The sequence below is a fragment of the Lelliottia sp. EB106-05-01-XG201 genome (assembly GCF_058791735.1).
The window spans coordinates 4,591,654-4,618,223 of the sequence record NZ_JBYTDV010000001.1 but is presented as its reverse complement, the minus strand read 5'-3'; the positions used below and the strand labels follow the sequence as shown (position 1 = coordinate 4,618,223).

The 26,570-nt window shown below is 54.3% G+C and carries 23 protein-coding genes and 4 tRNA genes; 19 read left to right on the top strand and 8 right to left on the bottom strand.

Annotation, left to right across the window (positions count from 1 at the left end; all coding sequences use genetic code 11):
* The first annotated feature begins 127 nt into the window (after positions 1-127).
* From rho to AC3WS9_RS21510, 18 genes are all read left to right on the top strand, one after another.
* Positions 128-1,387, top strand: coding sequence for a transcription termination factor Rho (gene rho / locus AC3WS9_RS21595; protein WP_061706582.1), 1,260 nt, complete (start codon positions 128-130; stop codon positions 1,385-1,387).
* A 240-nt stretch (positions 1,388-1,627) separates the two neighbouring features.
* Positions 1,628-2,731 carry a UDP-N-acetylglucosamine--undecaprenyl-phosphate N-acetylglucosaminephosphotransferase gene (gene wecA, locus AC3WS9_RS21590; protein WP_282493895.1) on the top strand — a complete coding sequence of 368 codons (1,104 nt, stop codon included), beginning with the start codon at positions 1,628-1,630 and terminating at the stop codon, positions 2,729-2,731.
* A gap of 13 nt (positions 2,732-2,744) precedes the next feature.
* Entirely contained in the window at positions 2,745-3,791 is a 1,047-nt protein-coding gene (gene wzzE / locus AC3WS9_RS21585) for an ECA polysaccharide chain length modulation protein (RefSeq protein WP_282493896.1), read from the top strand.
* A gap of 56 nt (positions 3,792-3,847) precedes the next feature.
* Complete coding sequence (gene wecB, locus AC3WS9_RS21580; protein WP_282493897.1) at positions 3,848-4,978, top strand: non-hydrolyzing UDP-N-acetylglucosamine 2-epimerase; 1,131 nt, start codon at positions 3,848-3,850, stop codon at positions 4,976-4,978.
* Positions 4,975-6,237 (top strand): UDP-N-acetyl-D-mannosamine dehydrogenase, encoded by a 1,263-nt coding sequence (gene wecC, locus AC3WS9_RS21575; protein WP_285145529.1) that lies wholly within the window; start codon positions 4,975-4,977, stop codon positions 6,235-6,237. The genes wecB and wecC overlap by 4 nt, the downstream gene beginning before the upstream one ends.
* Positions 6,234-7,301 (top strand): dTDP-glucose 4,6-dehydratase, encoded by a 1,068-nt coding sequence (gene rffG, locus AC3WS9_RS21570; protein WP_492490231.1) that lies wholly within the window; start codon positions 6,234-6,236, stop codon positions 7,299-7,301. The genes wecC and rffG overlap by 4 nt, the downstream gene beginning before the upstream one ends.
* A gap of 15 nt (positions 7,302-7,316) precedes the next feature.
* On the top strand, positions 7,317-8,198 hold the full coding sequence (gene rfbA, locus AC3WS9_RS21565; RefSeq protein WP_492490230.1) for a glucose-1-phosphate thymidylyltransferase RfbA: 882 nt from the start codon (positions 7,317-7,319) through the stop codon (positions 8,196-8,198).
* The gene (rffC, locus tag AC3WS9_RS21560; RefSeq protein WP_492490229.1) at positions 8,149-8,850 is read left to right on the top strand and encodes a dTDP-4-amino-4,6-dideoxy-D-galactose acyltransferase; all 702 of its coding nucleotides are present in this window, start codon (positions 8,149-8,151) and stop codon (positions 8,848-8,850) included. The genes rfbA and rffC overlap by 50 nt, the downstream gene beginning before the upstream one ends.
* A 4-nt stretch (positions 8,851-8,854) precedes the next feature.
* Positions 8,855-9,985 (top strand): dTDP-4-amino-4,6-dideoxygalactose transaminase, encoded by a 1,131-nt coding sequence (gene rffA / locus AC3WS9_RS21555; protein ID WP_282493902.1) that lies wholly within the window; start codon positions 8,855-8,857, stop codon positions 9,983-9,985.
* Between the two features lies 1 nt (position 9,986).
* Positions 9,987-11,237: a lipid III flippase WzxE gene (wzxE, locus tag AC3WS9_RS21550; protein WP_492490228.1), complete on the top strand. Its 1,251-nt coding sequence runs from the start codon at positions 9,987-9,989 to the stop codon at positions 11,235-11,237.
* Positions 11,234-12,313: a TDP-N-acetylfucosamine:lipid II N-acetylfucosaminyltransferase gene (locus AC3WS9_RS21545; protein WP_492490227.1), complete on the top strand. Its 1,080-nt coding sequence runs from the start codon at positions 11,234-11,236 to the stop codon at positions 12,311-12,313. Before wzxE ends, AC3WS9_RS21545 begins: the two co-directional genes overlap by 4 nt.
* Positions 12,310-13,659: an ECA oligosaccharide polymerase gene (gene wzyE, locus AC3WS9_RS21540; protein ID WP_492490226.1), complete on the top strand. Its 1,350-nt coding sequence runs from the start codon at positions 12,310-12,312 to the stop codon at positions 13,657-13,659. The genes AC3WS9_RS21545 and wzyE overlap by 4 nt, the downstream gene beginning before the upstream one ends.
* A gap of 12 nt (positions 13,660-13,671) precedes the next feature.
* Positions 13,672-14,412 (top strand): lipopolysaccharide N-acetylmannosaminouronosyltransferase, encoded by a 741-nt coding sequence (gene wecG, locus AC3WS9_RS21535; protein ID WP_282493906.1) that lies wholly within the window; start codon positions 13,672-13,674, stop codon positions 14,410-14,412.
* A gap of 194 nt (positions 14,413-14,606) precedes the next feature.
* On the top strand, positions 14,607-15,989 hold the full coding sequence (gene thrP, locus AC3WS9_RS21530) for a bifunctional threonine/serine APC transporter ThrP (protein ID WP_282493907.1): 1,383 nt from the start codon (positions 14,607-14,609) through the stop codon (positions 15,987-15,989).
* A 105-nt stretch (positions 15,990-16,094) separates the two neighbouring features.
* Positions 16,095-16,171: transfer RNA gene (locus tag AC3WS9_RS21525), tRNA-Arg, on the top strand.
* 65 nt (positions 16,172-16,236) lie between these two features.
* Positions 16,237-16,312: transfer RNA gene (locus tag AC3WS9_RS21520), tRNA-His, on the top strand.
* Between the two features lie 22 nt (positions 16,313-16,334).
* Positions 16,335-16,421 (top strand) — tRNA-Leu (locus tag AC3WS9_RS21515).
* A 42-nt stretch (positions 16,422-16,463) separates the two neighbouring features.
* A tRNA-Pro gene (locus AC3WS9_RS21510) sits at positions 16,464-16,540 on the top strand.
* A gap of 570 nt (positions 16,541-17,110) precedes the next feature.
* Here the strand turns inward: AC3WS9_RS21510 and hemY are convergent.
* Genes hemY through hemC form a run of 4 tightly spaced genes read right to left on the bottom strand, consistent with a single transcriptional unit; the run spans position 17,111 to position 21,194 of the window.
* Positions 17,111-18,304 carry a protoheme IX biogenesis protein HemY gene (gene hemY, locus AC3WS9_RS21505; RefSeq protein ID WP_282493908.1) on the bottom strand — a complete coding sequence of 398 codons (1,194 nt, stop codon included), beginning with the start codon at positions 18,302-18,304 and terminating at the stop codon, positions 17,111-17,113.
* 2 nt (positions 18,305-18,306) lie between these two features.
* Positions 18,307-19,494 carry a uroporphyrinogen-III C-methyltransferase gene (hemX, locus tag AC3WS9_RS21500; protein ID WP_282493909.1) on the bottom strand — a complete coding sequence of 396 codons (1,188 nt, stop codon included), beginning with the start codon at positions 19,492-19,494 and terminating at the stop codon, positions 18,307-18,309.
* A gap of 21 nt (positions 19,495-19,515) precedes the next feature.
* Positions 19,516-20,256, bottom strand: a complete 741-nt coding sequence (gene hemD, locus AC3WS9_RS21495) for a uroporphyrinogen-III synthase (protein WP_282493910.1) — start codon at positions 20,254-20,256, stop codon at positions 19,516-19,518.
* The gene (hemC, locus tag AC3WS9_RS21490; protein WP_285148776.1) at positions 20,253-21,194 is read right to left on the bottom strand and encodes a hydroxymethylbilane synthase; all 942 of its coding nucleotides are present in this window, start codon (positions 21,192-21,194) and stop codon (positions 20,253-20,255) included. Before hemC ends, hemD begins: the two co-directional genes overlap by 4 nt.
* A 347-nt stretch (positions 21,195-21,541) precedes the next feature.
* Between hemC and cyaA the strand changes: the two genes are divergently transcribed.
* Positions 21,542-24,085, top strand: coding sequence for a class I adenylate cyclase (gene cyaA, locus AC3WS9_RS21485; RefSeq protein ID WP_492490225.1), 2,544 nt, complete (start codon positions 21,542-21,544; stop codon positions 24,083-24,085).
* Positions 24,086-24,204: 119 nt separating this feature from the next.
* Here cyaA and AC3WS9_RS21480 read toward each other — a convergent pair whose 3' ends face one another.
* The 4 genes from AC3WS9_RS21480 to cyaY all read right to left on the bottom strand — a co-directional run bounded on the left by AC3WS9_RS21480 (position 24,205) and on the right by cyaY (position 26,564).
* Positions 24,205-24,498 (bottom strand): DUF1240 domain-containing protein, encoded by a 294-nt coding sequence (locus AC3WS9_RS21480; RefSeq protein ID WP_492490355.1) that lies wholly within the window; start codon positions 24,496-24,498, stop codon positions 24,205-24,207.
* A gap of 170 nt (positions 24,499-24,668) precedes the next feature.
* Entirely contained in the window at positions 24,669-25,526 is an 858-nt protein-coding gene (locus tag AC3WS9_RS21475; RefSeq protein WP_492490224.1) for a hypothetical protein, read from the bottom strand.
* 18 nt (positions 25,527-25,544) lie between these two features.
* The gene (locus tag AC3WS9_RS21470) at positions 25,545-26,024 is read right to left on the bottom strand and encodes an Hcp family type VI secretion system effector (protein WP_282493914.1); all 480 of its coding nucleotides are present in this window, start codon (positions 26,022-26,024) and stop codon (positions 25,545-25,547) included.
* Positions 26,025-26,243: 219 nt separating this feature from the next.
* Positions 26,244-26,564 (bottom strand): iron donor protein CyaY, encoded by a 321-nt coding sequence (gene cyaY / locus AC3WS9_RS21465; RefSeq protein ID WP_492490223.1) that lies wholly within the window; start codon positions 26,562-26,564, stop codon positions 26,244-26,246.
* Between the last annotated feature and the right edge of the window lie 6 nt (positions 26,565-26,570).

Here is a 26,570-nt window from a genome sequence, read left to right as displayed (position 1 = left end):
TGCTTTCTCTTTGACCAGACAGCGAACAGACATGAGTTGATGGCCGCTAACAGGCATGGATGACCCTGCCATACCATTCACAACATTAAGTTCGAGTATCACCCCGAGTTTAAGAACCCACACCATTATGAATCTTACCGAATTAAAGAATACGCCGGTTTCTGAGCTGATCACTCTCGGCGAAAATATGGGGCTGGAAAACCAGGCTCGTATGCGCAAGCAGGACATTATTTTTGCCATCCTGAAGCAGCACGCAAAGAGTGGCGAAGATATCTTTGGCGACGGTGTCCTGGAGATATTGCAAGACGGATTTGGTTTCCTCCGTTCTGCAGACAGCTCCTACCTCGCCGGTCCTGATGACATCTACGTTTCCCCTAGCCAAATCCGCCGTTTCAACCTCCGCACAGGTGATACCATTTCAGGTAAGATTCGTCCTCCGAAAGAGGGTGAACGCTACTTTGCGCTGTTGAAAGTTAACGAAGTTAACTACGATAAACCTGAAAACTCGCGCAACAAGATCCTGTTCGAAAACTTAACGCCGCTGCACGCAAACTCGCGTCTGCGCATGGAGCGTGGTAACGGTTCTACCGAAGACCTCACCGCTCGCGTTCTGGATCTGGCTTCTCCGATTGGTCGTGGCCAGCGTGGTCTGATTGTGGCACCGCCGAAAGCGGGTAAAACCATGCTGCTGCAGAACATCGCACAGAGCATTGCTTACAACCACCCAGACTGCGTACTGATGGTTCTGCTGATCGATGAGCGTCCAGAAGAAGTGACCGAGATGCAGCGTCTGGTTAAAGGTGAAGTGGTTGCTTCTACCTTTGATGAGCCAGCCTCTCGCCACGTTCAGGTTGCTGAAATGGTTATCGAGAAAGCGAAGCGTCTGGTTGAACACAAGAAAGACGTTATCATTCTGCTCGACTCCATCACTCGTCTGGCGCGTGCGTACAACACCGTCGTACCGGCTTCCGGTAAAGTGCTGACCGGTGGTGTGGATGCGAACGCCCTGCATCGTCCAAAACGTTTCTTCGGTGCTGCACGTAACGTCGAAGAGGGCGGAAGCCTGACCATCATCGCGACAGCGCTGATCGATACCGGCTCCAAAATGGACGAAGTGATTTACGAAGAGTTTAAAGGTACAGGTAACATGGAACTGCACCTCTCTCGTAAAATTGCAGAGAAGCGCGTCTTCCCGGCAATCGACTACAACCGTTCCGGTACCCGTAAAGAAGAGCTGCTCACCACCCAGGAAGAGCTGCAGAAAATGTGGATCCTGCGCAAAATCATTCACCCAATGGGCGAAATCGACGCAATGGAATTCCTCATCAATAAGCTGGCTATGACTAAGACAAACGACGAATTCTTCGACATGATGAAACGCTCGTAATACAAATAAACCCAGCTAACGCCACGTTTTTACGTGGCGTTTTCTTTTTTTGGACTATACGCTATAACCGCAGACTCCCATTTTTGACCGACCAGTGCGACAATTAGAATGTTTGTAACGTCAAAAAGTAATTGATTGAAAAACATACAAAGGGAGTTGTAAGAGGCTGGCTTTATTCCTTCGGGAGCTATGGCTTCGTAGTTATACTTCCAGGATTAACATTTGTTGAGAGCATGAATTGTGAATCTACTCACTGCGGTTACTGAGCTAATCAGTATTTTTTTATTCACAACCTGTTTTTTGTTCATTGCGCGTAAGGTGGCAAAAAGAGTCGGGTTAGTGGATAAACCCAATTATCGTAAACGCCATCAGGGCCTGATCCCGCTGGTTGGGGGAATCTCCGTTTACGCGGGCATTTGCTTTACCTTTGGAATCGCAGATTATTATATCCCTCACGCTGCACTCTATCTGGCCTGTGCGGGTGTTCTGGTGCTGGTGGGCGCGCTCGATGACCGCTTCGATATCAGCGTAAAATTCCGTGCTTCGGTTCAGGCCGCGATCGGCATCATCATGATGGTGGTCGGTAAGCTCTATCTGAGCAGCCTCGGTTATATCTTTGGCACCTGGGAGATGGTGCTCGGTCCGTTCGGTTTCTTCCTGACGCTGTTTGCCGTGTGGGCTGCCATCAACGCTTTCAACATGGTTGATGGAATTGACGGTCTGCTGGGTGGCCTGTCGTCTGTCTCCTTCGCCGCTATCGGTATCATTTTATGGTTTGATGGTCAGTACAGCCTGTCAATGTGGTGTTTCGCCATGATTGCGGCCATCCTGCCTTATATCCTGCTTAATCTCGGTGTGCTGGGGCGTCGCTATAAAGTCTTTATGGGCGATGCAGGCAGTACGCTGATTGGTTTCACTGTCATCTGGATCCTGCTGGAAACGACTCAGGGAAAAACGCACCCTATCAGCCCGGTCACCGCGCTGTGGATCATCGCTATTCCGCTGATGGACATGGTAGCAATCATGTATCGTCGTCTGCGCAAGGGTATGAGTCCTTTCTCACCGGATCGCCAGCATATTCATCACCTGATCATGCGTGCAGGTTTTACTTCACGTCAGGCATTTGTGCTGATCACCCTCGCCGCCGCGCTGCTGGCCGGCATTGGGGTAGCCGCAGAATATGCGCACTTTATTCCTGAATGGGTAATGTTGGTATTATTCTTGCTAGCATTCTTCATGTACGGCTATTGCATTAAACGCGCATGGAAAGTCGCGCGCTTCATTAAACGTGTAAAACGCCGGATGCGTAGAAACAGTGGTAAAAATCCAACATTAACTAAGTAAAAACGGGACTGTGATGACTCAACCGTTGGCGGGAACGAAATCAGTGGTAACTGAGAACGAGCTGGATATTCGTGGTTTGTTTCGTGTTTTATGGGCGGGCAAGCTGTGGATTGCAGGAATCGCACTGGGGTTCGCGCTGCTGGCGCTGGCGTACACCTTTTTTGCGAAACAAGAGTGGAGCGCAACCGCGATCACCGATCGACCAACGGTAAACATGTTGGGCGGTTTCTATTCGCAGCAGCAGTTCCTGCGTAACCTCGATATCAAAGCCAATCTGGCCTCTTCGGACCAGCCCTCTGTGATGGATGAATCCTACAAAGAGTTCATCATGCAGCTGGCCTCCTGGGATACTCGCCGCGACTTCTGGTCCCAGACGGACTACTACAAACAGCGCATGGTCGGTAACAGTAAAGCCGACGCCGCCCTGCTGGATGACCTGATCAACAACATCCAGTTCACGCCAGGCGATGTGCTGCGCAACATCAACGACAACGTTAAGCTGATTGCTGAAACCGCGCCGGACGCGAACAATCTGCTTCGCCAGTATGTCGCCTTCGCCAGCCAGCGGGCTGCGAGCCATCTGAACGATGAGCTGAAAGGCGCATGGGCCGCGCGCACCATTCAAATGAAGGCGCAGGTTAAACGTCAGGAAGAGGTGGCAAAAGCCATTTTCTCCCGCCGCGTCCATAATATTGAACAGGCGCTGAAAATCGCCGAGCAGCGCAATATCTCCCGCAGTGAAACAGACGTTCCGGCCGACGAGCTGCCGGATTCCGAAATGTTCCTGCTGGGCCGCCCGATGCTGCAGGCGCGTCTTGAAAACCTGCAGGCCGTCGGGCCAGATTTCGATCTCGACTACGACCAGAACCGCGCCATGCTTAACACCCTGAATGTGGGTCCAACACTGGATCCGCGTTTTCAGACCTATCGTTATTTGCGAACGCCTGAAGAACCTGTAAAACGCGATAGTCCGCGTCGCGCATTCCTGATGATTATGTGGGGGATTGTGGGCGCACTGACGGGCGCAGGCGTGGCGTTAACACGTCGTCGCACAAATTAAGAACGCCGTCTACGATGAAGGCTCCGGCCTTCATCACCTAATCGAAGAGAATCGATGTGAAAGTACTTACCGTATTTGGCACAAGGCCGGAAGCCATCAAGATGGCGCCGCTGGTCCATGCGCTGGCAAATGATCCCTGGTTTGAGGCGAAAGTTTGCGTCACCGCGCAGCATCGGGAGATGCTTGATCAGGTTTTAAATCTCTTTTCCATTGTTCCGGATTACGATCTTAATATTATGAAACCGGGACAGGGATTGACCGAAATTACCTGTCGTATTCTGGAAGGGTTAAAACCTATTCTGGAATCATTTAAACCAGACGTCGTTCTGGTTCACGGCGATACCACCACCACTATCGCTACCAGTCTGGCCGCGTTCTATCAGCGCATTCCGGTCGGGCACGTTGAAGCTGGTTTACGCACTGGCGACCTCTATTCCCCATGGCCTGAAGAGGCCAACCGCACGCTCACCGGCCATCTGGCGATGTATCACTTCGCGCCAACCGAAAACTCCCGGCAGAACCTGCTGCGCGAAAACATTCGCGACGACAAAATTTTCGTCACCGGCAACACGGTGATTGATGCCCTGATTTGGGTGCGCGATCGCGTGATGGCGAGCGACGACCTGCGTGAAGAACTGGCGGTGCGCTATCCGTTCCTTACCGCAGGCAAAAAGATGATTTTGGTGACGGGCCACCGCCGCGAGAGCTTTGGCCGCGGGTTTGAGCAAATCTGCCACGCGCTGGCGGAAATCGCCGCGCAAAACCCGGACGTGCAGATCGTCTATCCGGTCCACCTCAACCCTAACGTCAGCGAGCCGGTGAATCGTATTCTGGGTCATATCGAGAACGTGATCCTGATTGAGCCGCAGGACTACTTGCCGTTCGTCTGGCTGATGAACCACGCCTGGCTGATCCTGACGGATTCCGGCGGCATTCAGGAAGAGGCCCCATCACTGGGTAAACCGGTGCTGGTGATGCGCGAAACCACCGAGCGCCCGGAGGCGATCAAAGCCGGAACGGTGCGCCTGGTGGGAACCGACACCAAACATCTGGTGGCAGAGGTCACACGCCTGCTGCACGATGAAAAAGAGTATCAGGCGATGAGCCACGCCCATAATCCTTATGGTGACGGGCAGGCCTGCAGCCGTATTTTGCATGCACTTAAACATAATCGGGTAACGCTATGAGTTTTTCTACCATCTCTGTCATTGGTCTTGGCTACATTGGACTACCGACTGCGGCCGCCTTTGCTTCACGTCAAAAGCAGGTTATCGGGGTGGATATCAACCAGCATGCGGTAGATACCATTAACCGTGGTGAAATTCATATTGTGGAGCCGGATCTCGACAAAGTGGTCAAAACCGCCGTCGAAGGCGGTTTCCTGAAAGCCAGCACGACGCCCGTCGAAGCCGATGCCTATCTGATTGCCGTGCCAACGCCGTTTAAAGGCGAGCATGAGCCGGATATGGTGTACGTCGAAGCGGCGGCCAAATCCATCGCCCCGGTGTTGAAGAAAGGCGCACTGGTGATTCTGGAGTCGACCTCTCCTGTCGGGGCGACCGAGCAGATGGCGCAGTGGCTGGCCGAAGCCCGCCCTGATTTGACCTTCCCGCAGCAGGCGGGCGAGCAGGCTGATATCAATATCGCCTATTGCCCGGAGCGCGTTCTGCCGGGCCAGGTGATGGTTGAGCTGATTAAAAACGACCGCGTGATTGGCGGCATGACGCCCGTCTGTTCTGCGCGCGCCAGCGAACTCTACAACATCTTCCTCGAAGGCGAGTGTGTGGTCACTAACTCACGCACGGCGGAAATGTGCAAGCTGACCGAAAACAGCTTCCGCGACGTGAACATCGCTTTCGCCAACGAACTGTCGCTGATTTGCGCCGACCAGGGGATTAATGTCTGGGAACTGATCCGCCTGGCGAACCGCCATCCGCGCGTCAACATTCTCCAGCCGGGCCCAGGCGTCGGCGGGCACTGTATCGCCGTAGACCCGTGGTTCATCGTGGCGCAAAACCCCGATCAGGCGCGCCTGATCCGCACCGCCCGCGAAGTGAACGACGGCAAACCGCATTGGGTGATGAACCAGGTGAAAGCCACGGTGGCGGATTGCCTCGCCGAAAGCGGCAAGCGCGCCAGCGAAGTCAAAATTGCCTGCTTTGGTCTGGCGTTTAAACCGAACATCGACGATCTGCGCGAAAGCCCGGCGATGGGCATCGCCGAGATGATTGCCACCTGGCACACGGGCGAAACGCTGGTCGTTGAGCCAAATATTCATACCCTGCCGAAGAAACTGGCGGGGCACTGTCAGCTCGCCACGCTCGATGACGCTCTGAAAACGGCCGATGTGCTGGTCCTGCTGGTGGATCACAAAGAGTTCAAAGCCATCAGCGGCGACGCGGTGCAGCAGAAGTTTATCGTTGATACCAAAGGGGTGTGGCGTTGAAACGGATCCTGATTACCGGCGGCGCAGGGTTTATCGGCTCTGCGGTTGTCCGCCACATTATCCAAAACACCACGGACTCCGTGGTGGTGGTGGACAAATTGACCTATGCCGGCAACCTGGCCTCTCTGGCCCCGGTCGCGGATGATTTGCGCTTTGCGTTTGAGCAGGTGGATATTTGCGATCGCGACGCCCTAAAAAGGATATTCGCGACATACCAGCCAGACGCCGTCATGCATCTGGCCGCTGAAAGCCACGTGGACCGCTCCATCGACGGCCCTGCAGTGTTTATCGAGACCAACATCGTTGGCACCTACACGCTGCTCGAGAGTGCCCGTGAATTCTGGGCGGGACTATCTGGCGATAAAAAAGCCCAGTTCCGATTCCATCACATCTCGACGGACGAAGTGTACGGCGACCTGCATTCAACCGATGATTACTTCACAGAAACAACGCCTTATGCGCCAAGCAGCCCTTATTCTGCTTCGAAAGCCAGTAGCGATCATTTGGTGCGCGCATGGCAGAGAACCTACGGACTGCCCGCTCTGGTGACCAACTGTTCCAACAATTATGGTCCGTACCATTTCCCTGAAAAACTTATTCCACTGATCATACTGAATGCCGTTGCCGGAAAAGCCCTGCCTGTTTATGGCAATGGGCAGCAAATTCGCGACTGGCTGCATGTTGAAGACCATGCCAGAGCGCTGTATCTGGTGGCTACGCAGGGTAAACCTGGCGAAACCTATAACATCGGCGGTCATAACGAACGCAAAAATCTGGATGTGGTGACGACGATCTGCGATCTGCTGGAGGATCTGGTTCCGGCAAAACCTGCAGGCGTGAACCATTATCGTGATTTGATTACTTACGTCGCCGATCGCCCCGGGCACGATCTTCGTTATGCTATTGATGCATCGAAGATTGAGCGCGAACTGGGCTGGATACCGCAAGAAACCTTTGAGAGCGGTATTCGTAAAACGGTGGAGTGGTATCTCGCAAACGAGACCTGGTGGAAACAGGTTCAGGATGGGAGCTATCAGGGCGAGCGACTGGGTCTACAGGGATAACGCAGGAGAAATCTGATGAAAGGTATTGTTCTGGCGGGTGGATCCGGTACGCGACTGCATCCGATCACAAGAGGCGTGTCGAAACAGCTTCTGCCGATTTACGATAAGCCCATGATTTACTATCCGCTTTCAGTGCTTATGCTGGCAGGTATTCGCGAGATTCTGATCATCACGACGCCGGAAGATAAAGCCTCCTATCAGCGTCTTCTGGGTGATGGTTCAGAGTTTGGCATTGAACTGAGTTACGCCGAGCAACCGAGCCCGGACGGTCTGGCTCAGGCTTTTATCATTGGCGAAGCGTTTTTAAACGGCGAGCCTTCCTGCCTGGTGCTTGGCGATAATATCTTTTTTGGTCAGGGGTTTAGTCCTAAACTGCGTCATGTCGCGGCACGTTCTGAAGGCGCGACGGTTTTCGGTTACCAGGTTATGGACCCTGAACGTTTTGGGGTGGTGGAGTTTGATGATAATTTCCGCGCCATCAGTCTGGAAGAAAAACCCAAAGACCCTAAATCGAACTGGGCCGTCACGGGGCTCTATTTCTACGACAGCAACGTGGTCGATTATGCGAAACGGGTGAAACCTTCTGAACGCGGCGAACTCGAGATCACCTCCATTAACCAGATGTATCTGGAGGATGGAAAGCTGACCGTCGAATTGCTGGGCCGTGGCTTTGCCTGGCTTGATACCGGTACTCACGACAGCCTGATTGAAGCCAGTACGTTCGTACAGACCGTCGAAAAACGTCAAGGATTTAAAATTGCCTGCCTGGAAGAGATCGCCTGGCGCAATGGCTGGCTGGACGACGAAGGCGTGAAACGCGCCGCCAGCCGACTCTCTAAAACAGGCTATGGCCAGTATCTGCTGGAGCTACTTCGTGCCCGTCCACGCCAGTATTGAACCGCTCACCTGGGAGACCGATTTTTTTGGTCTCTCCTCGGCGGTGGTGCGCTTTCGCGACGATGCTCCGGCACTGACGACGGCGGATTTCACGCCGTGGCAGCGCGTACAGGCCAAAATCCCGGCGGGACGTGCCGACTGGTTAGATGCCCTGCAAAAGCTCGGTTTTCAGCTGGTGGAAGGTGAAGTCGATCTGACCATCGCCGTCACGCAGCACGCTCCGACAGAAGCTGAAGTGGCAACGGAGCGGGATATTCCCGCGCTGCGCCAGATGGCAGCCCTGGCTTTTGCCCAGAGCCGCTTTCGTGCGCCCTGGTATGCGCCCGACGCCAGCGGTCGGTTTTACGCGCAGTGGATTGAAAACGCCGTTAAAGGCACCTTCGACCATGAGTGCCTGGTTTTCCGCGCCAGCAGCGGCGAGATTGAGGCATTTGTCTCTCTGCGCCAGCTGAGTGAGAGCGAAGCACGTATCGGCCTGCTCGCCGGTCGCGGGATGGGGGACAAACTGATGCAGGCGGCGCTTCACTGGGCCGCGCAGCGTCAGGTATCAACATTGCGGGTGGCGACCCAACTGGGTAACACCGCCGCGCTTAAACGTTACATTGCAAGCGGTGGCAACATTGATGCGACCGCTTACTGGCTATACAGGTGACAAGATGATTCCATTTAACGCGCCTCCCGTTGTGGGCACTGAACTTGATTACATGCAGTCTGCCATGGGCAGCGGCAAACTCTGCGGCGACGGCGGATTTACCCGTCGCTGTCAGCAGTGGATGGAGCAGCGTTTTCACAGCGCCAAAGTGCTGCTGACGCCGTCCTGCACGGCGTCCCTCGAGATGGCCGCGCTGCTGCTGGACATCAAGCCGGGTGACGAAGTCATCATGCCGAGCTACACCTTTGTTTCGACGGCGAACGCGTTCGTTCTGCGTGGCGCAAAAATTATCTTTGTTGATGTCCGCCCGGATACGATGAACATCGACGAAACCCTGATTGAAGCGGCGATCACCGACAAAACGCGGGCGATTGTGCCGGTTCACTACGCGGGTGTGGCGTGTGAGATGGACACCATCATGGCCATCGCCAAAAAGCACAACCTGTTCGTGGTGGAAGATGCCGCGCAGGGCGTGATGTCCACCTACAAAGGCCGCGCTCTGGGTACGATCGGCCACATCGGCTGCTTTAGCTTCCACGAAACCAAAAACTACACCGCAGGCGGTGAAGGTGGCGCGACGCTGATCAACGACCGTGCGCTGGTGGAACGCGCCGAAGTGATTCGCGAGAAAGGCACCAACCGCAGCCAGTTCTTCCGCGGGCAGGTCGATAAATACACCTGGCGCGATATCGGCTCCAGCTATCTGATGGCCGATCTGCAGGCCGCCTATCTCTGGGCGCAGCTTGAAGCGGCCGAGCGCATCAACCAGCAGCGTCTGTCCCTGTGGCAGACCTATTACGATGCCTTCGCGCCGCTGGCGCAGCAAGGGCGCATCGAGCTGCCGACCATTCCGGCAGACTGCGTTCACAACGCGCACATGTTTTACATCAAACTGCGCGACAACGATGACCGCAGCAACCTGATCGCCTACCTGAAAGAGGCGGAGATCATGGCGGTGTTCCATTACATCCCGCTGCACTCCAGCCCGGCGGGTGAAGCCTTCGGTCAGTTTGTCGGTGAAGATCGCTACACCACCAAAGAAAGTGAGCGTTTGCTTCGTCTGCCGCTGTTCTACAACCTCGCGCCGGTCAATCAGCGCACGGTGATTAATACCCTTCTGAGCTACTTCCGCTGATATGTCTCTGGCGAAAGCATCGGTGTGGACCGCCGCGTCCACGCTCGTCAAGATTGGCGCAGGGCTGCTGGTGGTTAAACTGCTGGCGGTCTCCTTTGGCCCGTCCGGTGTCGGACAGGCCGGAAACTTCCGCCAGCTTGTGACCGTGCTCGGCGTTCTCGCCGGGGCCGGAATCTTCAACGGTGTCACCAAATACGTGGCGCAGCATCACGATGATGCGGCGGCGCTGCGCAGGGTGGTCGGGACGTCCTCGGCGATGGTCTTAGGTTTTTCCACGCTGCTGGCCATCGTCTTTTTACTGGCTGCTGCGCCTATCAGTCAGGGGCTGTTTGGCAATACTCATTATCAGGGGCTGGTGCGTCTGGTCGCGCTGGTGCAGATGGGAATCGCCTGGGCTAACCTGCTGTTAGCGCTGATGAAAGGCTTCCGCGACGCCGCCGGGAATGCGCTGGCGCTGATTCTGGGGAGCCTTATCGGCGTCGTCGCCTATTACGTCTGCTATCGTCTCGGCGGCTATGAAGGCGCGCTGCTGGGCCTGGCGCTGGTTCCGGCGCTGGTGGTCATTCCTGCCGCGTTTATGCTGATGCGCAGACGCACCATTCCGCTGAGCTATCTCAAACCGCAGTGGGACAAAATGCTGGCCGGGCAGTTGGGGAAATTCACCCTGATGGCGCTGATCACCTCCGTCACGCTTCCCGTGGCCTATGTGATGATGCGAAACCTGCTGGCGGCGCATTACAGCTGGGATGAAGTAGGGATCTGGCAAGGGGTGAGCAGTATTTCTGACGCTTATCTCCAGTTCATCACCGCCTCGTTTAGCGTCTACCTGCTGCCGACGCTGTCGCGCCTGGCCTCTCGTGAAGACATCACCCGCGAAATCGGCCGCTCCCTGCGCTTCGTGCTGCCTGCCGTGGCCGCCGCGAGTCTGACCGTCTGGCTGCTGCGTGACGTCGCTATCTGGCTGCTGTTCTCCGCGAAATTTACCGCGATGCGCGACCTGTTCGCCTGGCAGCTGGTGGGTGATGTACTGAAAGTGGGTGCTTACGTTTTCGGCTATCTGGTGATTGCCAAAGCTTCTCTGCGACTCTATATCCTGGCGGAGATCAGCCAGTTCACGCTGCTGACCGCGTTCTCTCACTGGCTGATCCCAACGCATGGTGCGCTGGGCGCAGCTCAGGCCTACATGGCCACTTACATTGTCTATTTCGCTGCCTGTTGCGGCGTATTTTTACTTTGGCGTAGACGCGCATGACTGCACTGATTCACGTGTTGGGTTCGGATATTCCGCATCACAACCGCACAGTATTACAGTTTTTTAATGACTCGCTGGCGACCGGCAGCGCCGACGCGCGCGAGTTTATGGTCGCGGGCCAGGATAATGGGCTGAGTGCCGCCTGTCCTGCGCTGTCGATAAGCTTCTGGCCGGACAAATCCGCGCTGGCAAAGGCGGTGATCGCCAAAGCCAAAGCGAATCGCGAGCAGCGTTTCTTTTTCCACGGCCAGTTTAATACCGGCCTGTGGCTGGCGTTGCTGAAAGGCGGCATCAAGCCCGCGCAGTTTAACTGGCATATCTGGGGCGCGGATCTGTATGAAGTCTCCTGCGGCTGGAAATTCCGCCTGTTCTATCCTCTGCGCCGGATGGCTCAGGGCCGCGTTGGCTGCGTGTTTGCCACCCGCGGCGACCTGAACTATTTTGCGAAGCAGCACCCCAACGTGCGCGGCGAATTACTCTATTTCCCGACCCGCATGGACCCGGCGCTGAACAATATGGCGAACGAGGCGCAGCGGGAAGGCAAACTGACCATTCTGGTAGGTAACTCCGGCGATCGCAGCAATGAACACATCGCGGCGCTGAAGGCCGTCCATCAACAGTTTGGCGATACGGTGAACGTGATCGTGCCGATGGGCTATCCTGCAAATAATGACGCGTACATTTCAGAGGTGCGTCAGAGCGGTCTGGCGCTGTTTAGCCCGGAGAATCTGCAGATCCTCAGCGATAAGCTGGAGTTTGATGATTACCTGGCTCTGCTGCGAAAATGCGATCTTGGGTACTTCATTTTTGCCCGTCAGCAGGGGATTGGCACGCTGTGTCTGCTGATTCAGGCCGGAGTGCCGTGCGTGCTGAACCGTGAGAATCCGTTCTGGCAGGATATGGCCGAGCAGCACATTCCGGTGCTGTTCACTACCGATGAACTGAATGACGACGTGGTGCGTGAAGCACAGCGCCAGCTGGCGTTGGTGGATAAAAATGCCATCGACTTTTTCAGCCCGAATTTCCTCACGCCCTGGCATCAGGCGCTGCGGATTGCTGCAGGAGAGAAGGCATGAGCCAGTTGCAATTTAGCGGCCTGTTGGTGATCTGGCTTCTGGCCTCGCTGTTTATCGCCACGCTCACCTGGTTTGAGTTCCGCCGCGTGCGTTTTAACTTCAACGTCTTCTTCTCGCTGCTGTTCCTGCTGACCTTCTTCTTCGGCTTTCCGCTGACCAGCATTCTGGTCTTCCGCTTTGACGTCAGCGTCGCGCCGCCGGAAATTCTGATGCAGGCGTTGCTCTCCGCCACCTGTTTCTATGCCGTGTATTACGTGACTTACAAAACGCGCTTACGCCCGGCGAACCACGCGCCGCGCCGCCCGCTGTTCACCATGAACCGGGTGGAAACGCATCTGACCTGGGTGATGCTGATGATTATCGCCCTGGTCAGCGTCGGTATTTTCTTCATGCATAACGGCTTTTTGCTGTTCAAACTGCACTCCTACAGCCAGATATTTTCCGCCGAAGTCTCCGGCGTGGCACTTAAGCGTTTCTTCTATTTCTTCATCCCGGCAATGCTGGTCATCTACTTCCTGCGCCAGGACAGCAAAGCCTGGCTGTTCTTCCTGGTGAGCACGGTGGCGTTTGGTCTGTTGACCTACATGATTGTGGGCGGAACGCGCGCCAACATCATCATTGCCTTCGCGATCTTCCTGTTCATCGGCATCATCCGCGGCTGGATCTCGCTATGGATGCTGGTTGCCGCAGGGGTGTTTGGCATCGTCGGCATGTTCTGGCTGGCGCTTAAACGCTACGGCATGGACGTGAGCGGTGACGAGGCGTTTTACACCTTCCTGTACCTCACTCGCGACACCTTCTCGCCGTGGGAAAACCTGGCGCTGCTCCTGCAAAACTACGACAAAATCGACTTCCAGGGGCTGGCGCCCATCGTGCGTGATTTCTACGTCTTTATCCCGACCTGGCTATGGCCAGACCGGCCAGGCGTGGTGCTGAACACGGCGAACTACTTCACCTGGGAAGTGCTGAATAATCACTCCGGCCTTGCGATCTCCCCGACGCTGATTGGTTCGCTGGTGGTGATGGGCGGCGTATGGTTTATCCTGCCGGGCGCCCTGGCTGTAGGGCTTATCATCAAATGGTTCGACTGGCTGTATGTGCGCGGGAACGAAGAGACCAACCGCTACAAGGCGGCGATTTTGCACAGTTTCTGTTTTGGTGCCATTTTCAATATGATCGTGCTGGCGCGTGAGGGGCTGGATTCATTTGTCTCGCGCGTGGTCTTTTTCATGGTGGTCTTCGGTCTCTGCCTGCTACTGGCGAAACTGCTGTACTGGCTGTTTGACAGCGCGGGCCTGATTCACCGTCGCCTGACGCGCACAACCCGAACACTTTCCCAGGTCTGAGTAAGGATAATCATGACTGACAATACCTCTGCGCCAGTGTATACCCTGCGCGGACTGAAACTGATTGGCTGGCGCGATATGCAGCACGCGCTGGATTATCTCTGCGCTGATGGGCAGATCAAATCCGGTACGCTGGTGGCGATTAACGCTGAAAAAATGCTGGCCGTTGAAGATAACGCGGAAGTGAAAAGCCTGATTGAAGCCGCCGAGTTTAAATACGCTGACGGCATCAGCGTCGTCCGTTCGATCCGCAAGAAGTTCCCGCAGGCGCAGGTTTCGCGCGTCGCGGGGGCCGATCTGTGGGAAGAGCTGATGGCGCGGGCAGGGCAGGACGGCACGCCGGTGTTCCTGATTGGCGGCAAACCCGATGTGCTGGCGCAGACGGAGCAGAAGCTCCGCGCGCAGTGGAATGTTAACATCGTGGGCAGTCAGGACGGCTACTTCAAACCGGAAGACAGGCAGGCGCTGTTTGAGCGCATCCGCGACAGCGGGGCGAAAATCGTGACTGTGGCGATGGGCTCACCGCGCCAGGAAATCCTGATGCGCGACTGCCGTCTGGTTTGTCCGAATGCGCTGTATATGGGCGTTGGCGGCACCTACGACGTCTTTACTGGCCATGTGAAGCGCGCGCCAAAAGTGTGGCAGAACTTAGGCCTGGAGTGGTTGTATCGCCTCCTGTCCCAGCCGAGCCGCATCAAACGACAGATCAAACTCCTGCGTTACCTCGCCTGGCACTACACCGGCAAAATGTAATCAAAATGTAGCGCGATGTGCTATTCGCGCTGCAACCCACCTGCAAAACTGCTGCGTTTCTGTGCAATACGTTCATTTTTTTAATGCTTCGTTTGCCATTTGGCAGGATTTAAGAAACCATTCCTCCCCGTATTTCAGTACCCAAAAATAATAACCGGCAAAAGCCGGGCAACAGCAAACACAACCGAGGATTTATGGCAGAGAAAAAACCTGAGCTTCAGCGTGGGCTGGAAGCTCGTCACATAGAATTGATAGCGCTGGGCGGCACTATCGGCGTTGGCCTGTTTATGGGCTCCGCCAGCACGCTCAAATGGGCTGGTCCGTCTGTACTGTTGGCGTATATCGTCGCCGGGCTGTTCGTCTTCTTCATCATGCGCTCGATGGGCGAAATGCTGTTCCTTGAGCCGGTCGCCGGTTCATTCGCCGTTTACGCGCACAAATACATGAGCCCGTTCTTTGGCTACCTCACGGCCTGGTCGTACTGGTTTATGTGGATGGCGGTGGGGATATCGGAGATCACCGCGATTGGGGTCTACGTCCAGTTCTGGTTCCCGGAAATGGCGCAGTGGATACCCGCGCTCATCGCCGTGGGGCTGGTGGCGCTTGCAAACCTGGCGGCCGTGCGACTGTACGGGGAAATCGAGTTCTGGTTTGCGATGATCAAAGTCACCACCATTATCGTGATGATTGTGGTTGGCCTTGGCGTGATCTTCTTTGGCTTCGGCAACGGCGGGCAGTCGATTGGCTTTGGCAACCTGACCGAGCACGGCGGCTTCTTTGCCGGCGGCTGGAAGGGCTTCCTGACGGCGCTCTGTATCGTGGTGGCGTCCTATCAGGGCGTGGAGCTGATCGGCATCACTGCCGGTGAAGCAAAAAACCCGCAGGTCACCCTGCGTAGCGCGGTGGGCAAAGTCCTGTGGCGCATCCTGATTTTCTACGTGGGCGCGATTTTCGTTATCGTCACCATCTTCCCGTGGAACCAGATTGGCACCACCGGCAGCCCGTTCGTGCTGACCTTCGCCAAAATTGGGATTACCGCGGCGGCAGGGATTATCAACTTCGTGGTGCTGACGGCGGCGCTGTCGGGCTGTAACAGCGGGATGTACAGCTGTGGCCGTATGCTCTATGCGCTGGCGAAAAACCGTCAGCTGCCGGCGGCAATGGGTAAAGTCTCCCGCGCTGGTGTGCCTGTGGCGGGTGTGACGGTTTCTATCGTCATTCTGCTGATAGGCTCGTGCCTGAACTACATTATCCCGAATCCGCAGCGTGTGTTCGTTTACGTCTACAGCGCCAGCGTGCTGCCGGGCATGGTGCCGTGGTTTGTGATTCTGATAAGCCAGCTGCGCTTCCGTCAGGCGCACAAAGAGGCGATTGCCAGCCACCCGTTCCGCTCCATTTTGTTCCCATGGGCGAACTATGCGACGATGGCGTTCCTGATTTGCGTTCTGATCGGAATGTACTTCAATGAAGACACCCGCATGTCGCTGTTTGTCGGGATTATCTTTATGGCCGCCGTGTCGATTGGCTACAAGCTTTTTGGCCTCAGCCGCCACGCTGAAATCCAGAAAGTGGAGTAATAAGCGACAAAATGCACAAAGCGTAACCAAACGCGCATTTTTTTCGAAAAAGCACTAGACAGCAGACCGAGACCTCCGTAATATCCAGCCCCGCAACGGCGCTAAGCGCCCGTAGCTCAGCTGGATAGAGCGCTGCCCTCCGGAGGCAGAGGTCTCAGGTTCGAATCCTGTCGGGCGCGCCAATTAAGTAGTCTGGCGTTCGAGCTGCGGTGGTAGTAGTACATACCGCGTGAAAGAATAAGTAGTGGTGGCTATAGCTCAGTTGGTAGAGCCCTGGATTGTGATTCCAGTTGTCGTGGGTTCGAATCCCATTAGCCACCCCATTATTTGATAAGTTGTGACATTGCGACGGTGGCGGAATTGGTAGACGCGCTAGCTTCAGGTGTTAGTGTCTTAACGGACGTGGGGGTTCAAGTCCCCCCCCTCGCACCACGACTTACAGAATTGAACTAAAAATTCAAAAAAGCAGTACATCGGCGAGTAGCGCAGCTTGGTAGCGCAACTGGTTTGGGACCAGTGGGTCGGAGGTTCGAATCCTCTCTCGCCGACCAATTTTGAACCCCGCTTCGGCGGGGTTTTTTGTTTTCTGCGGTTTGTGCCTGTGTTGTCATTTCCCGACAACGCCATCCCTCTTTGTCGCGATTCAGAGACAGCTAATTCACTGTTTTATATCACTATTTTTCTTTATTGGTATTTGTGTCGCTCTCAGGAGACACATGCGCCAGTTTTGAAGCTCTTTCTGCTGCTCCGAATACCCCCATTAAAAGAAAAATTCCTTTTTTCTTATCATGTTGCGAAATGTAAAACTTCTTTCTGTAACCCTGGCACGTTACGTGCAATAATATACGTGTAGATGCTCATTCCATCTCTTATGTTCGCCTTAGTGCCTCATAAACTCAGGAATGACGCAGAGCCATTTAAGGTGCTTATCGTCCACAGACAGATGTCGCTTCGGTCTCATCAAACACCATGGACATAACGTTGAGTGAAGCACCACATATGTTGTCAAACAGACCTGTTTAACGCCTGCTTTTATAGCAGGCGTTTTTTTATGGGCGATGCCCGAAATAGCGGCCATAAAAAAGGAGGCCTTGAGGCCTCCTGATGCGCGGTGCTTGAACTTACTGACCGTTATTCTGCAAGGTTAACAGCAGGCCGTCGCGACGCATGGCTGCGGCTTCTTCCGGCTTGTGCTGCTTGTCCAGCGTGTCAGCCAGCCAGGCGTAATCAAACGCGTCCGGGCGCTGTTTCAGCGCTGCGCGGAAGGCGAGGCTCGCCTCCTGCCATTCGCCGTGCTTCATCAGCGACTGGCCCAGCGTGCTCCACAGCAGCGGGCGGTCGCCCACGGTTTTGATCTGCTGGCGCAGCATTTTTTCCATCTGCTCAGGATTGTTGGTCCGAAGACGTGGGATCACCATCACCAGACGGTCATCATACTGACGTTTCAGGCCATCAAGTATGATCTCCTGCGCCGTGTCATGATCGTCACATTCGATGAGATGCTCCGCCATCGCCACCTGCAGCGGAACCTGCTGACGCGTTTTGCGGCTCTGGTTTTTCCACCAGGTTTTCAGACCGTCGCTGCCCAGATCGGCTCGCGCCTGATCCATCAGACCAATCCACGCCTGACGCTGCAGCGCATCGCGATGCTCGTCATCGCCCACGTCGGCTTTCGCCATCGACGGAATGATATCCAGCAGTGAACCCCATGCGCCGGTGCGGATATAAGCCTGCTCGGCCAGACGCAGCACTTCCGGATGACGCGGGGTGATCTCCAGCAGACGGTCAACGCCATGACGCGCAGCGTGATTCTCGTTACGCGCCAGCTGAATGCGCACGCGGGTAATTTCTACCGGGATCTGATCGTTCGATGACAGCTCCGACGCGCGCTCAAGATGCTGATTCGCGCGCGCTTCATCCCCACGTTGCTGAGCGGCTTCGGCGGCTAACAGATAGTTCACCACCGGCTGCTCGGCGTGATCGGCATTTTTCGACATCAGCTTTTCAACCTGCTGATAATCGCCTTCCGCGAGTTTGAGCAGCGCCTGTTCGGTCTGTTTGCGCGCGCGACGGCGTTTGCGTCCGACGAACCAGCCGCGGGTATGCGCCCCGGTACGGAAGATGCGGCGCAGGATCCATTCGATCGCAAACAGCACCACCATGGTCAGGATCAAGATGATCACCAGACCCGTGACGCTGGTTTCGATGTTGTAGTTATCGGTCTGGATCAGGACATAGCCCTGGTGACCTGCAATCAGAGGTCCAAGGACGATCCCGGCGATCAGCAATAAGAAGAGTAATAAGACTTTTAACATGATCACTCTCCTTGAGGTGCGCTTTCAGGGGCAGGCGCAGGGGCTGCTGCATCCGGCTGTGCGGCCACGCCTGGCTGAGCCAGCAGGTTGCGCACGCGGGTTTGCATCAGTTTCTCCAGAATCGGCTGGCTTTCCAGTTTGTCCGGGACGTTCATGGTGATGTTCTGCTGACTGAGCTTATCGACATCGTCCAGGAACGCGGTGGTGGTGGCATCGCTGGTGTCGTAGTAAGCACGCACCCACGTCGAAACATTATCCAGCGCCTGTTTGTAGGTCTCTTCCTGATGACGCGGCACGGCCTGCGCGGCAACCAGCAGGCGGGAGCGGATGTTCTCGCGCAGATAGACATCCTGATTCGGCGCTAACAGCGGAACGGCGGTTTCGTCTCGGCGGCGGACGGTGATAAAGCTGTCCATGAAGTTCTGCCAGCTTTTCTGCAGGTTGATGCGCCACTCGCTCAGGGAGCTCGACAGCTCGGTGCCGTCGGAATCCATTGGGGAGTCGTCGTCGTTGTTATCCGCGAGACGCAGGTTATCAATCGAGTTAGCCAGTTGATTGACCTTGAGAATAATGCCGTCGTAATCCACCTGCGAAACCGCGCCGAGGCTGGCGATGTCTTCGGTAATCGCGCGACGGGCGACGATCAGGCTTGGGTCGTTCATGTCGGCCAGGCTGGCGTCGGCGCTTTTCAGCAGCGCGGCGGCAGTGGTGACATCCTGATCGCTCCACAGCTTACGCCCGGCCAGTTTGACCAGGAAATCCGCCTGAGAGAGCAGCCAGGTTTTGGCATCGGTCCCGGAAATGGTCGCCACTTTCTGCTGCACTTCGCCGAGCTGTTTGGTCAGCTCTTCCTGACGGGAATGGGCTTCGGCCAGCTGCGTAGATTGCTGCTTGATCACGCCTTCCAGCTCGGTTTTCTGCGTCTCCTGCGCTTTTTGCAGGGCAGTGATTTGATTCACCAGCGCATCGCTGGTCATTGTCTGGTTAGTGGCCTGCTTTTTCACCAGACCGTACAAACCGACACCGGCCGCCAGGGCAATGGCGATAGCGATCGCGCTCAGCGCGAGGCTGGTTTTATTGCTGCCGTTTTTTTTCTCAACAATCTGTTCAGTCTTCTCTGGCTGCGGCGGGGTGGCCACAGTCTCCCTGGTCTCTTCAACCACGGCGGAGGATTTTTCTTGTTCCGTCATTATGGCTTCCCATTATGAGAGTTATTGTAATGCGCGCAGCAGCGCATCGTTGTCGGCGTTATCAGCGATCCGAATATCTTGCCAGCCCAGTTCCCGGGCGAGGTTCGCCAGACGCTCGCTGACGACCAGAAGTCGACAGCGGAGTAACCAGTTTTCACGATACCATTGCGGAATCAGCGACCAGAGCTGCTGGAGCATTTCGCCGCTGGTGATGACCACCGTATCCACGCCGCGCGTGTGCCAGCGCATCGCTTCCTCTGCACCATCATAATATTTGGCACAGCGCTGGTAGCATTCGCAGAAGGTCACGTCAGCCCCACGGGCGCTTAAGGTTTCACCCAGTAATTCACGACCGCCGTTCCCGCGAAGGATCAGTGCGCGCTTACCCGCAACAGTTTGTAATTCAGGTAATTGTAGCAAGATTTCGCTGATTTCCCGATCTAACGGGTATTGAACGTCAATTCCGCTGACCGCATGCAGGGCCAGGGCGGTGGTGCGTCCAATGGCGAAATAGCGTGGCGCAGTCGGCCAGCTTTGCTTCTCTTGCTGCAGTTGGGCGTGAGCAAATTCTACGGCGTGTTGCGATAAGGCGAAAACCAAATCGCCTTCCTTCAGGGCATAAAGATGGTCGGCGAGCGCAGAGAGCTGCCGACCCGGGGAGAACTCAATCAGCGGAAAACTCCATGCCACCTGCCCCAGTGCGCGCAGACGGCTCACTAACTGCTCTCCTGCGGGAGAAGGGCGGGTGACGAGAATACTCATGCTGGTGGTTCTCCGTTGTAGACGTCTGCCAGGATCTCACGTGCGCCGTTATTCAGCAGCTCTTCGGCCAGAGAAATGCCGAGCGCTTCGGCGTCTGCTGCCGGGCCGCGGCGTTCACCGCGCACCATCTGTGAACCGTCCGGCGCGCCAACCAACGCACGCAGCCAGAGTTCACCGTCGGTTAATTCAGCATAGCTGCCAATCGGCACCTGACAGCCGCCTTCCAGACGGGTATTCATCGCACGCTCTGCCTGAACGCGAATCGCGGTCTCGTCGTGATTGAGCGGGGCGAGCAGGCTGCGGGTGCGCTCGTCATCAAGACGACACTCAATTCCTACCGCGCCCTGGCCGACAGCTGGAAGGGAAAGCTCAGGCGGAAGGGCGACACGCACACGAGACTCCAGCCCCAGACGCTTCAGGCCCGCTACCGCCAGAATAATGGCGTCGTAATCACCGTTATCCAGTTTGCCGAGACGCGTCCCGACGTTACCGCGCAGGGAGCGAATCACCAGATCCGGACGGCGTTCAGCCAGCTGACACTGGCGGCGTAAACTTGACGTGCCAACCACGCTCCCGAGAGGTAAATCATCGAGGGAGGCGTAGTGGTTGGAGACGAACGCATCGCGCGGATCTTCGCGCTCGCAAATCGTCACCAGGCCCAATCCCTCAGGGAATTCGACCGGAACATCTTTCATGGAATGGACGGCGATATCGGCGCGATTCTCAAGCAGTGCAACTTCCAGCTCTTTGACAAACAGGCCTTTTCCGCCCACTTTCGCGAGAGGGGTATCAAGGATCACATCGCCGCGCGTCACCATCGGAACCAGTTCGACACGCAGCCCTGAATGGCAGGCTTCGAGGCGCTGCTTAACATATTGTGCCTGCCAGAGCGCAAGGGGGCTTTGGCGTGTGGCAATTCTCAAAACATTGTCTAACATGCTTGTTACCGTCATTATCAATCGCTGACCATCCTAACATTGTTGACTCTGGGATGTCAGTTTTACGGTCGATGAAGGGGTGAGGGACAAGGCGGTGCGCAGGACACCCGCTGCCGTATTAAGGAATTTACACGTACAGAACGGTGCTACACTTGTATGTAGCGCATCTTTCTTTACGGTCAATCGGCAAGGTGTTAAATTGATCACGTTTTAGACCATTTTTTCGTCGCTACCACCATAAAGTGAGAGACGAAAAAGGGTAACGGTTCTTTTTTGAAATACTGCGGGCTCGTAATCATTCGCGCTTTTGAACGATTGCTACGTCCGGCAACATCAGGCGATATGTCTTGTACCTCTATATTGAGACTCTGAAACAGAGACTGGATGCCATAAATCAATTGCGCGTGGATCGTGCGCTTGCTGCCATGGGACCTGCTTTCCAACAGGTTTACAGTCTGCTGCCAACATTACTGCACTATCACCATCCGCTGATGCCGGGTTACCTTGATGGTAACGTTCCCCAGGGCATATGTATTTTCACGCCTGATGAAACCCAGCAGCACTATCTGAGCGAGCTGGAACTCTACCGCGGTATGCCGCCGCAAGAATCCCCGAAAGGTGAGCTGCCGATTACCGGCGTTTACACCATGGGGAGTACCTCGTCCGTAGGACAAAGCTGCTCTTCTGACCTGGATATCTGGGTCTGCCATCAATCCTGGCTCGATAACGACGAGCGTCAGCTGCTGCAGCGTAAATGCAGCCTGCTGGAAAGCTGGGCGGCGTCGCTCGGCGTGGAAGTGAGCTTCTTCCTGATTGATGAGAACCGTTTCCGCCACAACGAAAGTGGCAGTCTCGGCGGTGAAGACTGCGGCTCCACGCAGCACATTTTGCTGCTCGACGAATTTTACCGTAGCGCCGTGCGTCTCGCCGGGAAGCGTATTCTGTGGAATATGGTGCCGTGCGAAGAAGAAGAGCATTACGACGACTACGTCATGTCGCTCTATTCTCAGGGTGTTCTGACGCCAAACGAATGGCTGGATCTGGGCGGTTTAAGCTCCCTGTCCGCCGAAGAGTATTTTGGCGCGAGCCTGTGGCAGCTCTATAAAAGTATCGATTCACCGTACAAAGCGGTGCTGAAAACCCTGCTGCTCGAAGCCTACTCCTGGGAATACCCGACGCCACGCCTGCTGGCGAAAGATATCAAACAGCGTCTGCACGACGGGGAGATCGTCTCCTTCGGCCTCGATGCCTACTGCATGATGCTCGAACGCGTCACCGAATACCTGAAAGCCATTGATGACACCACGCGTCTCGACCTGGTGCGTCGATGTTTCTATCTCAAAGTCTGTGAAAAACTCAGCCGCGAACGCGCATGCGTTGGCTGGCGTCGTGAAGTGGTCAGTCAGTTAGTCAAAGAGTGGGGATGGGACGAAGAGCGTCTGTCCATGCTCGATAACCGCGCCAACTGGAAAATCGATCAGGTGCGTGAAGCGCACAACGAACTGCTCGATGCGATGATGCAGAGCTACCGCAACCTGATTCGCTTCGCCCGCCGTAACAACCTCAGCGTCTCCGCCAGCCCGCAGGATATCGGTGTCTTGACCCGTAAACTGTACGCCGCGTTCGAAGCGCTGCCGGGCAAAGTCACGCTGGTGAACCCGCAGATTTCGCCTGACCTGTCAGAACCGAACCTGACCTTTATCTATGTTCCGCCAGGCCGCGCCAACCGCACCGGTTGGTATCTGTACAACCGTGCGCCAAGCATGGATTCGATCATCAGCCATCAGCCGCTGGAATATAACCGCTATCTCAATAAGCTGGTGGCCTGGGCCTGGTTCAACGGCCTGCTGACGTCGCGTACCCGCCTGTTTATCAAAGGCAACGACGTCGTCGATCTCGCTAAATTGCAGGAAATGGTCGCCGATGTGTCGCACCACTTCCCGCTGCGTCTGCCCGCGCCGACGCCAAAAGCGCTCTACAGCCCGTGTGAAATTCGCCATCTGGCGATTATCGTCAACCTGGAATACGACCCGACGGCGGCCTTCCGCAATCAGGTGGTCCATTTTGATTTCCGCAAGCTGGATGTCTTTAGCTTTGGCGAGCAGCAAAACTGCCTGGTGGGCAGCGTTGACCTGCTGTATCGCAACTCGTGGAACGAAGTGCGTACCCTGCACTTCAACGGCGAGCAGGCGATGATCGAAGCCCTGAAAACCATTCTCGGCAAAATGCACCAGGACGCCGCACCGCCGGATAGCGTGGAAGTGTTCTGCTACAGCCAGCATCTGCGTGGTCTGATTCGCACCCGCGTGCAGCAGCTGGTGTCCGAATGCATCGAACTGCGCCTGTCGAGTACGCGTCAGGAAACCGGACGCTTCAAAGCGCTGCGCGTCTCCGGCCAGACCTGGGGTCTGTTCTTTGAACGTCTGAACGTGTCGGTGCAGAAGCTGGAAAACGCGATTGAGTTCTACGGCGCGATTTCCCACAACAAACTTCACGGCCTGTCCGTGCAGGTGGAAACCAACCACGTTAAACTGCCGCAGGTGGTGGATGGCTTTGCCAGCGAAGGGATTATTCAGTTCTTCTTCGAAGAGGCGGGGGATGAATCCGGGTTTAATATTTATATTCTGGATGAGACCAACCGCGCTGAGGTGTATCACCACTGCGAAGGCAGCAAAGAGGAGCTGGTGCGCGACGTCAGCCGCTTCTATTCGTCCTCACACGATCGCTTTACCTACGGCTCAAGCTTCATCAACTTCAACCTGCCGCAGTTCTATCAGATTGTGAAAGTTGATGGCCGCGCGCAGGTGATTCCGTTCCGCACCCAGACGATTGCTCCGTTGCCGATGAATGAGGACGCCAATCAGCCGCTGTTGCAGCAGTATTTCTCCTGAGGCGTTTTTGCCGGATGCGCTTTGCTTATCCGGCCTACAATGCCTCGAACCGTAGGCCCGGTAAGCGCAGCGCCACCGGGCAAAGGCTTTATAAGTAAATTCAGAAATACTGTAATGCTTTACCAAAAACCTGCTGGCGGTATAATTGTCTTACACAAATTTATATCAATAGCAAAGTACCCATGCATCGAGTCCCCCCTACACGGATGATAACCAGAGAACATTAACCAAAATGGTACTAAATAAGATGCGATAATAAATACACCCAAAATAATAATGCTGAAAAATAAAAATATACTCCCTGCTAAGGTTGGTCGTTCTGAACGAGTACTTCTTTTCTGAAATAAAGTACGTAACGAAAGGCCAATCATATATATAGCAAATGGTAAGCCTCCAACGCATGCGATCGACATACCGTAGTTGAAAACAACATCACTATGTTTAATTAATGATATCACACTACGTAGTGGGGCTGACTTGATAATAAATAGAATTAATAGCGAGAATATTATCATTATAAAAAGAGAGGCAATTTTTCTAATGATAAACATTTTCCAGCTTAGTATTGTGTTTTTTTTCATTGTTACCATCCCTGTATAAATAAATTGCTGGAAAATTGATTGTTATGTTGAAAATTCCATTCACTGATTTTATTTCTTTCATGAATCGCTTTAAATAGCTCTTTTTTCAGCCCTGAAGACAAGTGTAATTTGTCATCTATAATATTTAACCCAATGTTCGCAAAAATTCCCAAGACAATGATACAAGCAGGAGCAATTAAAATTGAGCTGCTTATTAACATAACGACCCCACCAATGAACCCAATCACCACACCCGCAACAATCGCCTTCACTGCATCCATTGGAACATCTACCAGGAAGTCATTTAGCGTGTAGTCAGATTTAAAAATGAGTTCTATTGCCCGCCAAGCCAGGGAAAAATAGATACAACATTTAATCCCTCCTGTAATAGCACCGAAGAATCCAACCCTCCCAACTCCCATTTCCAGCATCTGTACATTGCGAGCACCATAGCGGGTCCCCTGGAAAATACGACGCAGACCAGGATAACCCGTAATTTTGATATAACTATGACCATTCAGCGTGTACTCAACTGCCTTAATACCCAGTGATTTAAAGTTAACGATCAATTGCCCTGTGGGGTTGTAGTAGGTTGTCAGTCGATTGAGAAAATGAAAACCGTCTATTGAGTCTTTGATGTTCCCCGGCCCAGCCCGGTACGAGAAAAAGTTATCAATTCTTCCGAGTAGATCATCAACAACGCCTTGTGCCTCTTCCAGCGTCAGCAAGAGAATATGGTGACTTTCAGTAATGAATGATTCATTGAATCTGGCCATATCTCCCAGCAGCGGATTCAAACTGGGATAGGGATGAAAGGGATCATTATTCCAATTATCAGGTTGATTGTTCCATTGATTCATCGTCACAACTCCATCAAATTAAAAAATCCGTTCGTTCCATAAGCTATAGGCACTGGTTCCGGCAGAGAAATGTTCCCATGTAATTGACTCATAGCTGAATGACACTCTCTCCTGCGACTCTGCACCGTTTTCAATCACGCTGTGTGGGATTACAGTTTCAAAGTGCGAAATGTGGGCGTTAGTCAGTTTTATTTTATAGTAAAGCTCATGCATGCCCACCCGGTTAGTACGATAAATACTAAATTCGCAACTCAACGTTTCATTATCGTTGATGGCTTTCCCTAACAGAGGCGAGGATTTATCGATGGGTTTGACGATGCTTAATTCCTGATGATTAACGTTCTGGACTCGCGACAGTGCGTGTTTCAGCGCATAGACCATGATCTGATCAACATGTGCGAGTTGAGCTTTATTTCCAATGGAACTCATTGAGGAACAGCCAGCAGAAATCAAACCTTGTAGATCGCCGTTTAGTGTTAAATAAACCAGGTCAGACATATCATTCCCTCGTTATGTATTTATTTAAATTATGTATTTGACGTTTTTGAATATACAAGGCGAAATATTGTTCTCGCATTGAAAATAAATCAATGGTTTTAACGGACCAATGTGAGGTGATGATCGTGCCTGTTTTTATTAATGAATAGAAAAGATAATTACTATTGATGGAATATTTTCGGTGAATACCGTTTCCAGAAAGAAACGGTATGTTTTCATTTAGCGAAAACTCACCGCCTCGCCCGCCTGCCCCGTCGCCGCCTGCTCCAGCAAATCCCAGAACGCTTCGCCGCTGCGGTCGCAAATCCAATCGTCACCTTTCAGATCAAAATGGTAGCCACCCTGTTTTGTCGCCAGCCACACCTGGTGCAGCGGCTCCTGGCGGTTAATAATAATCTTGCTGCCGTTTTCGAAGCTCAGCGTCAGCACGCCGCCGTTGATCTCACAATCGATATCGCTGTCGCCATCCCAGTCGTCCAGACGCTCTTCAATGGTCTGCCACAGGGTATCGGCCAGGCGATGGAATTCACTGTCATTCATGGTTTT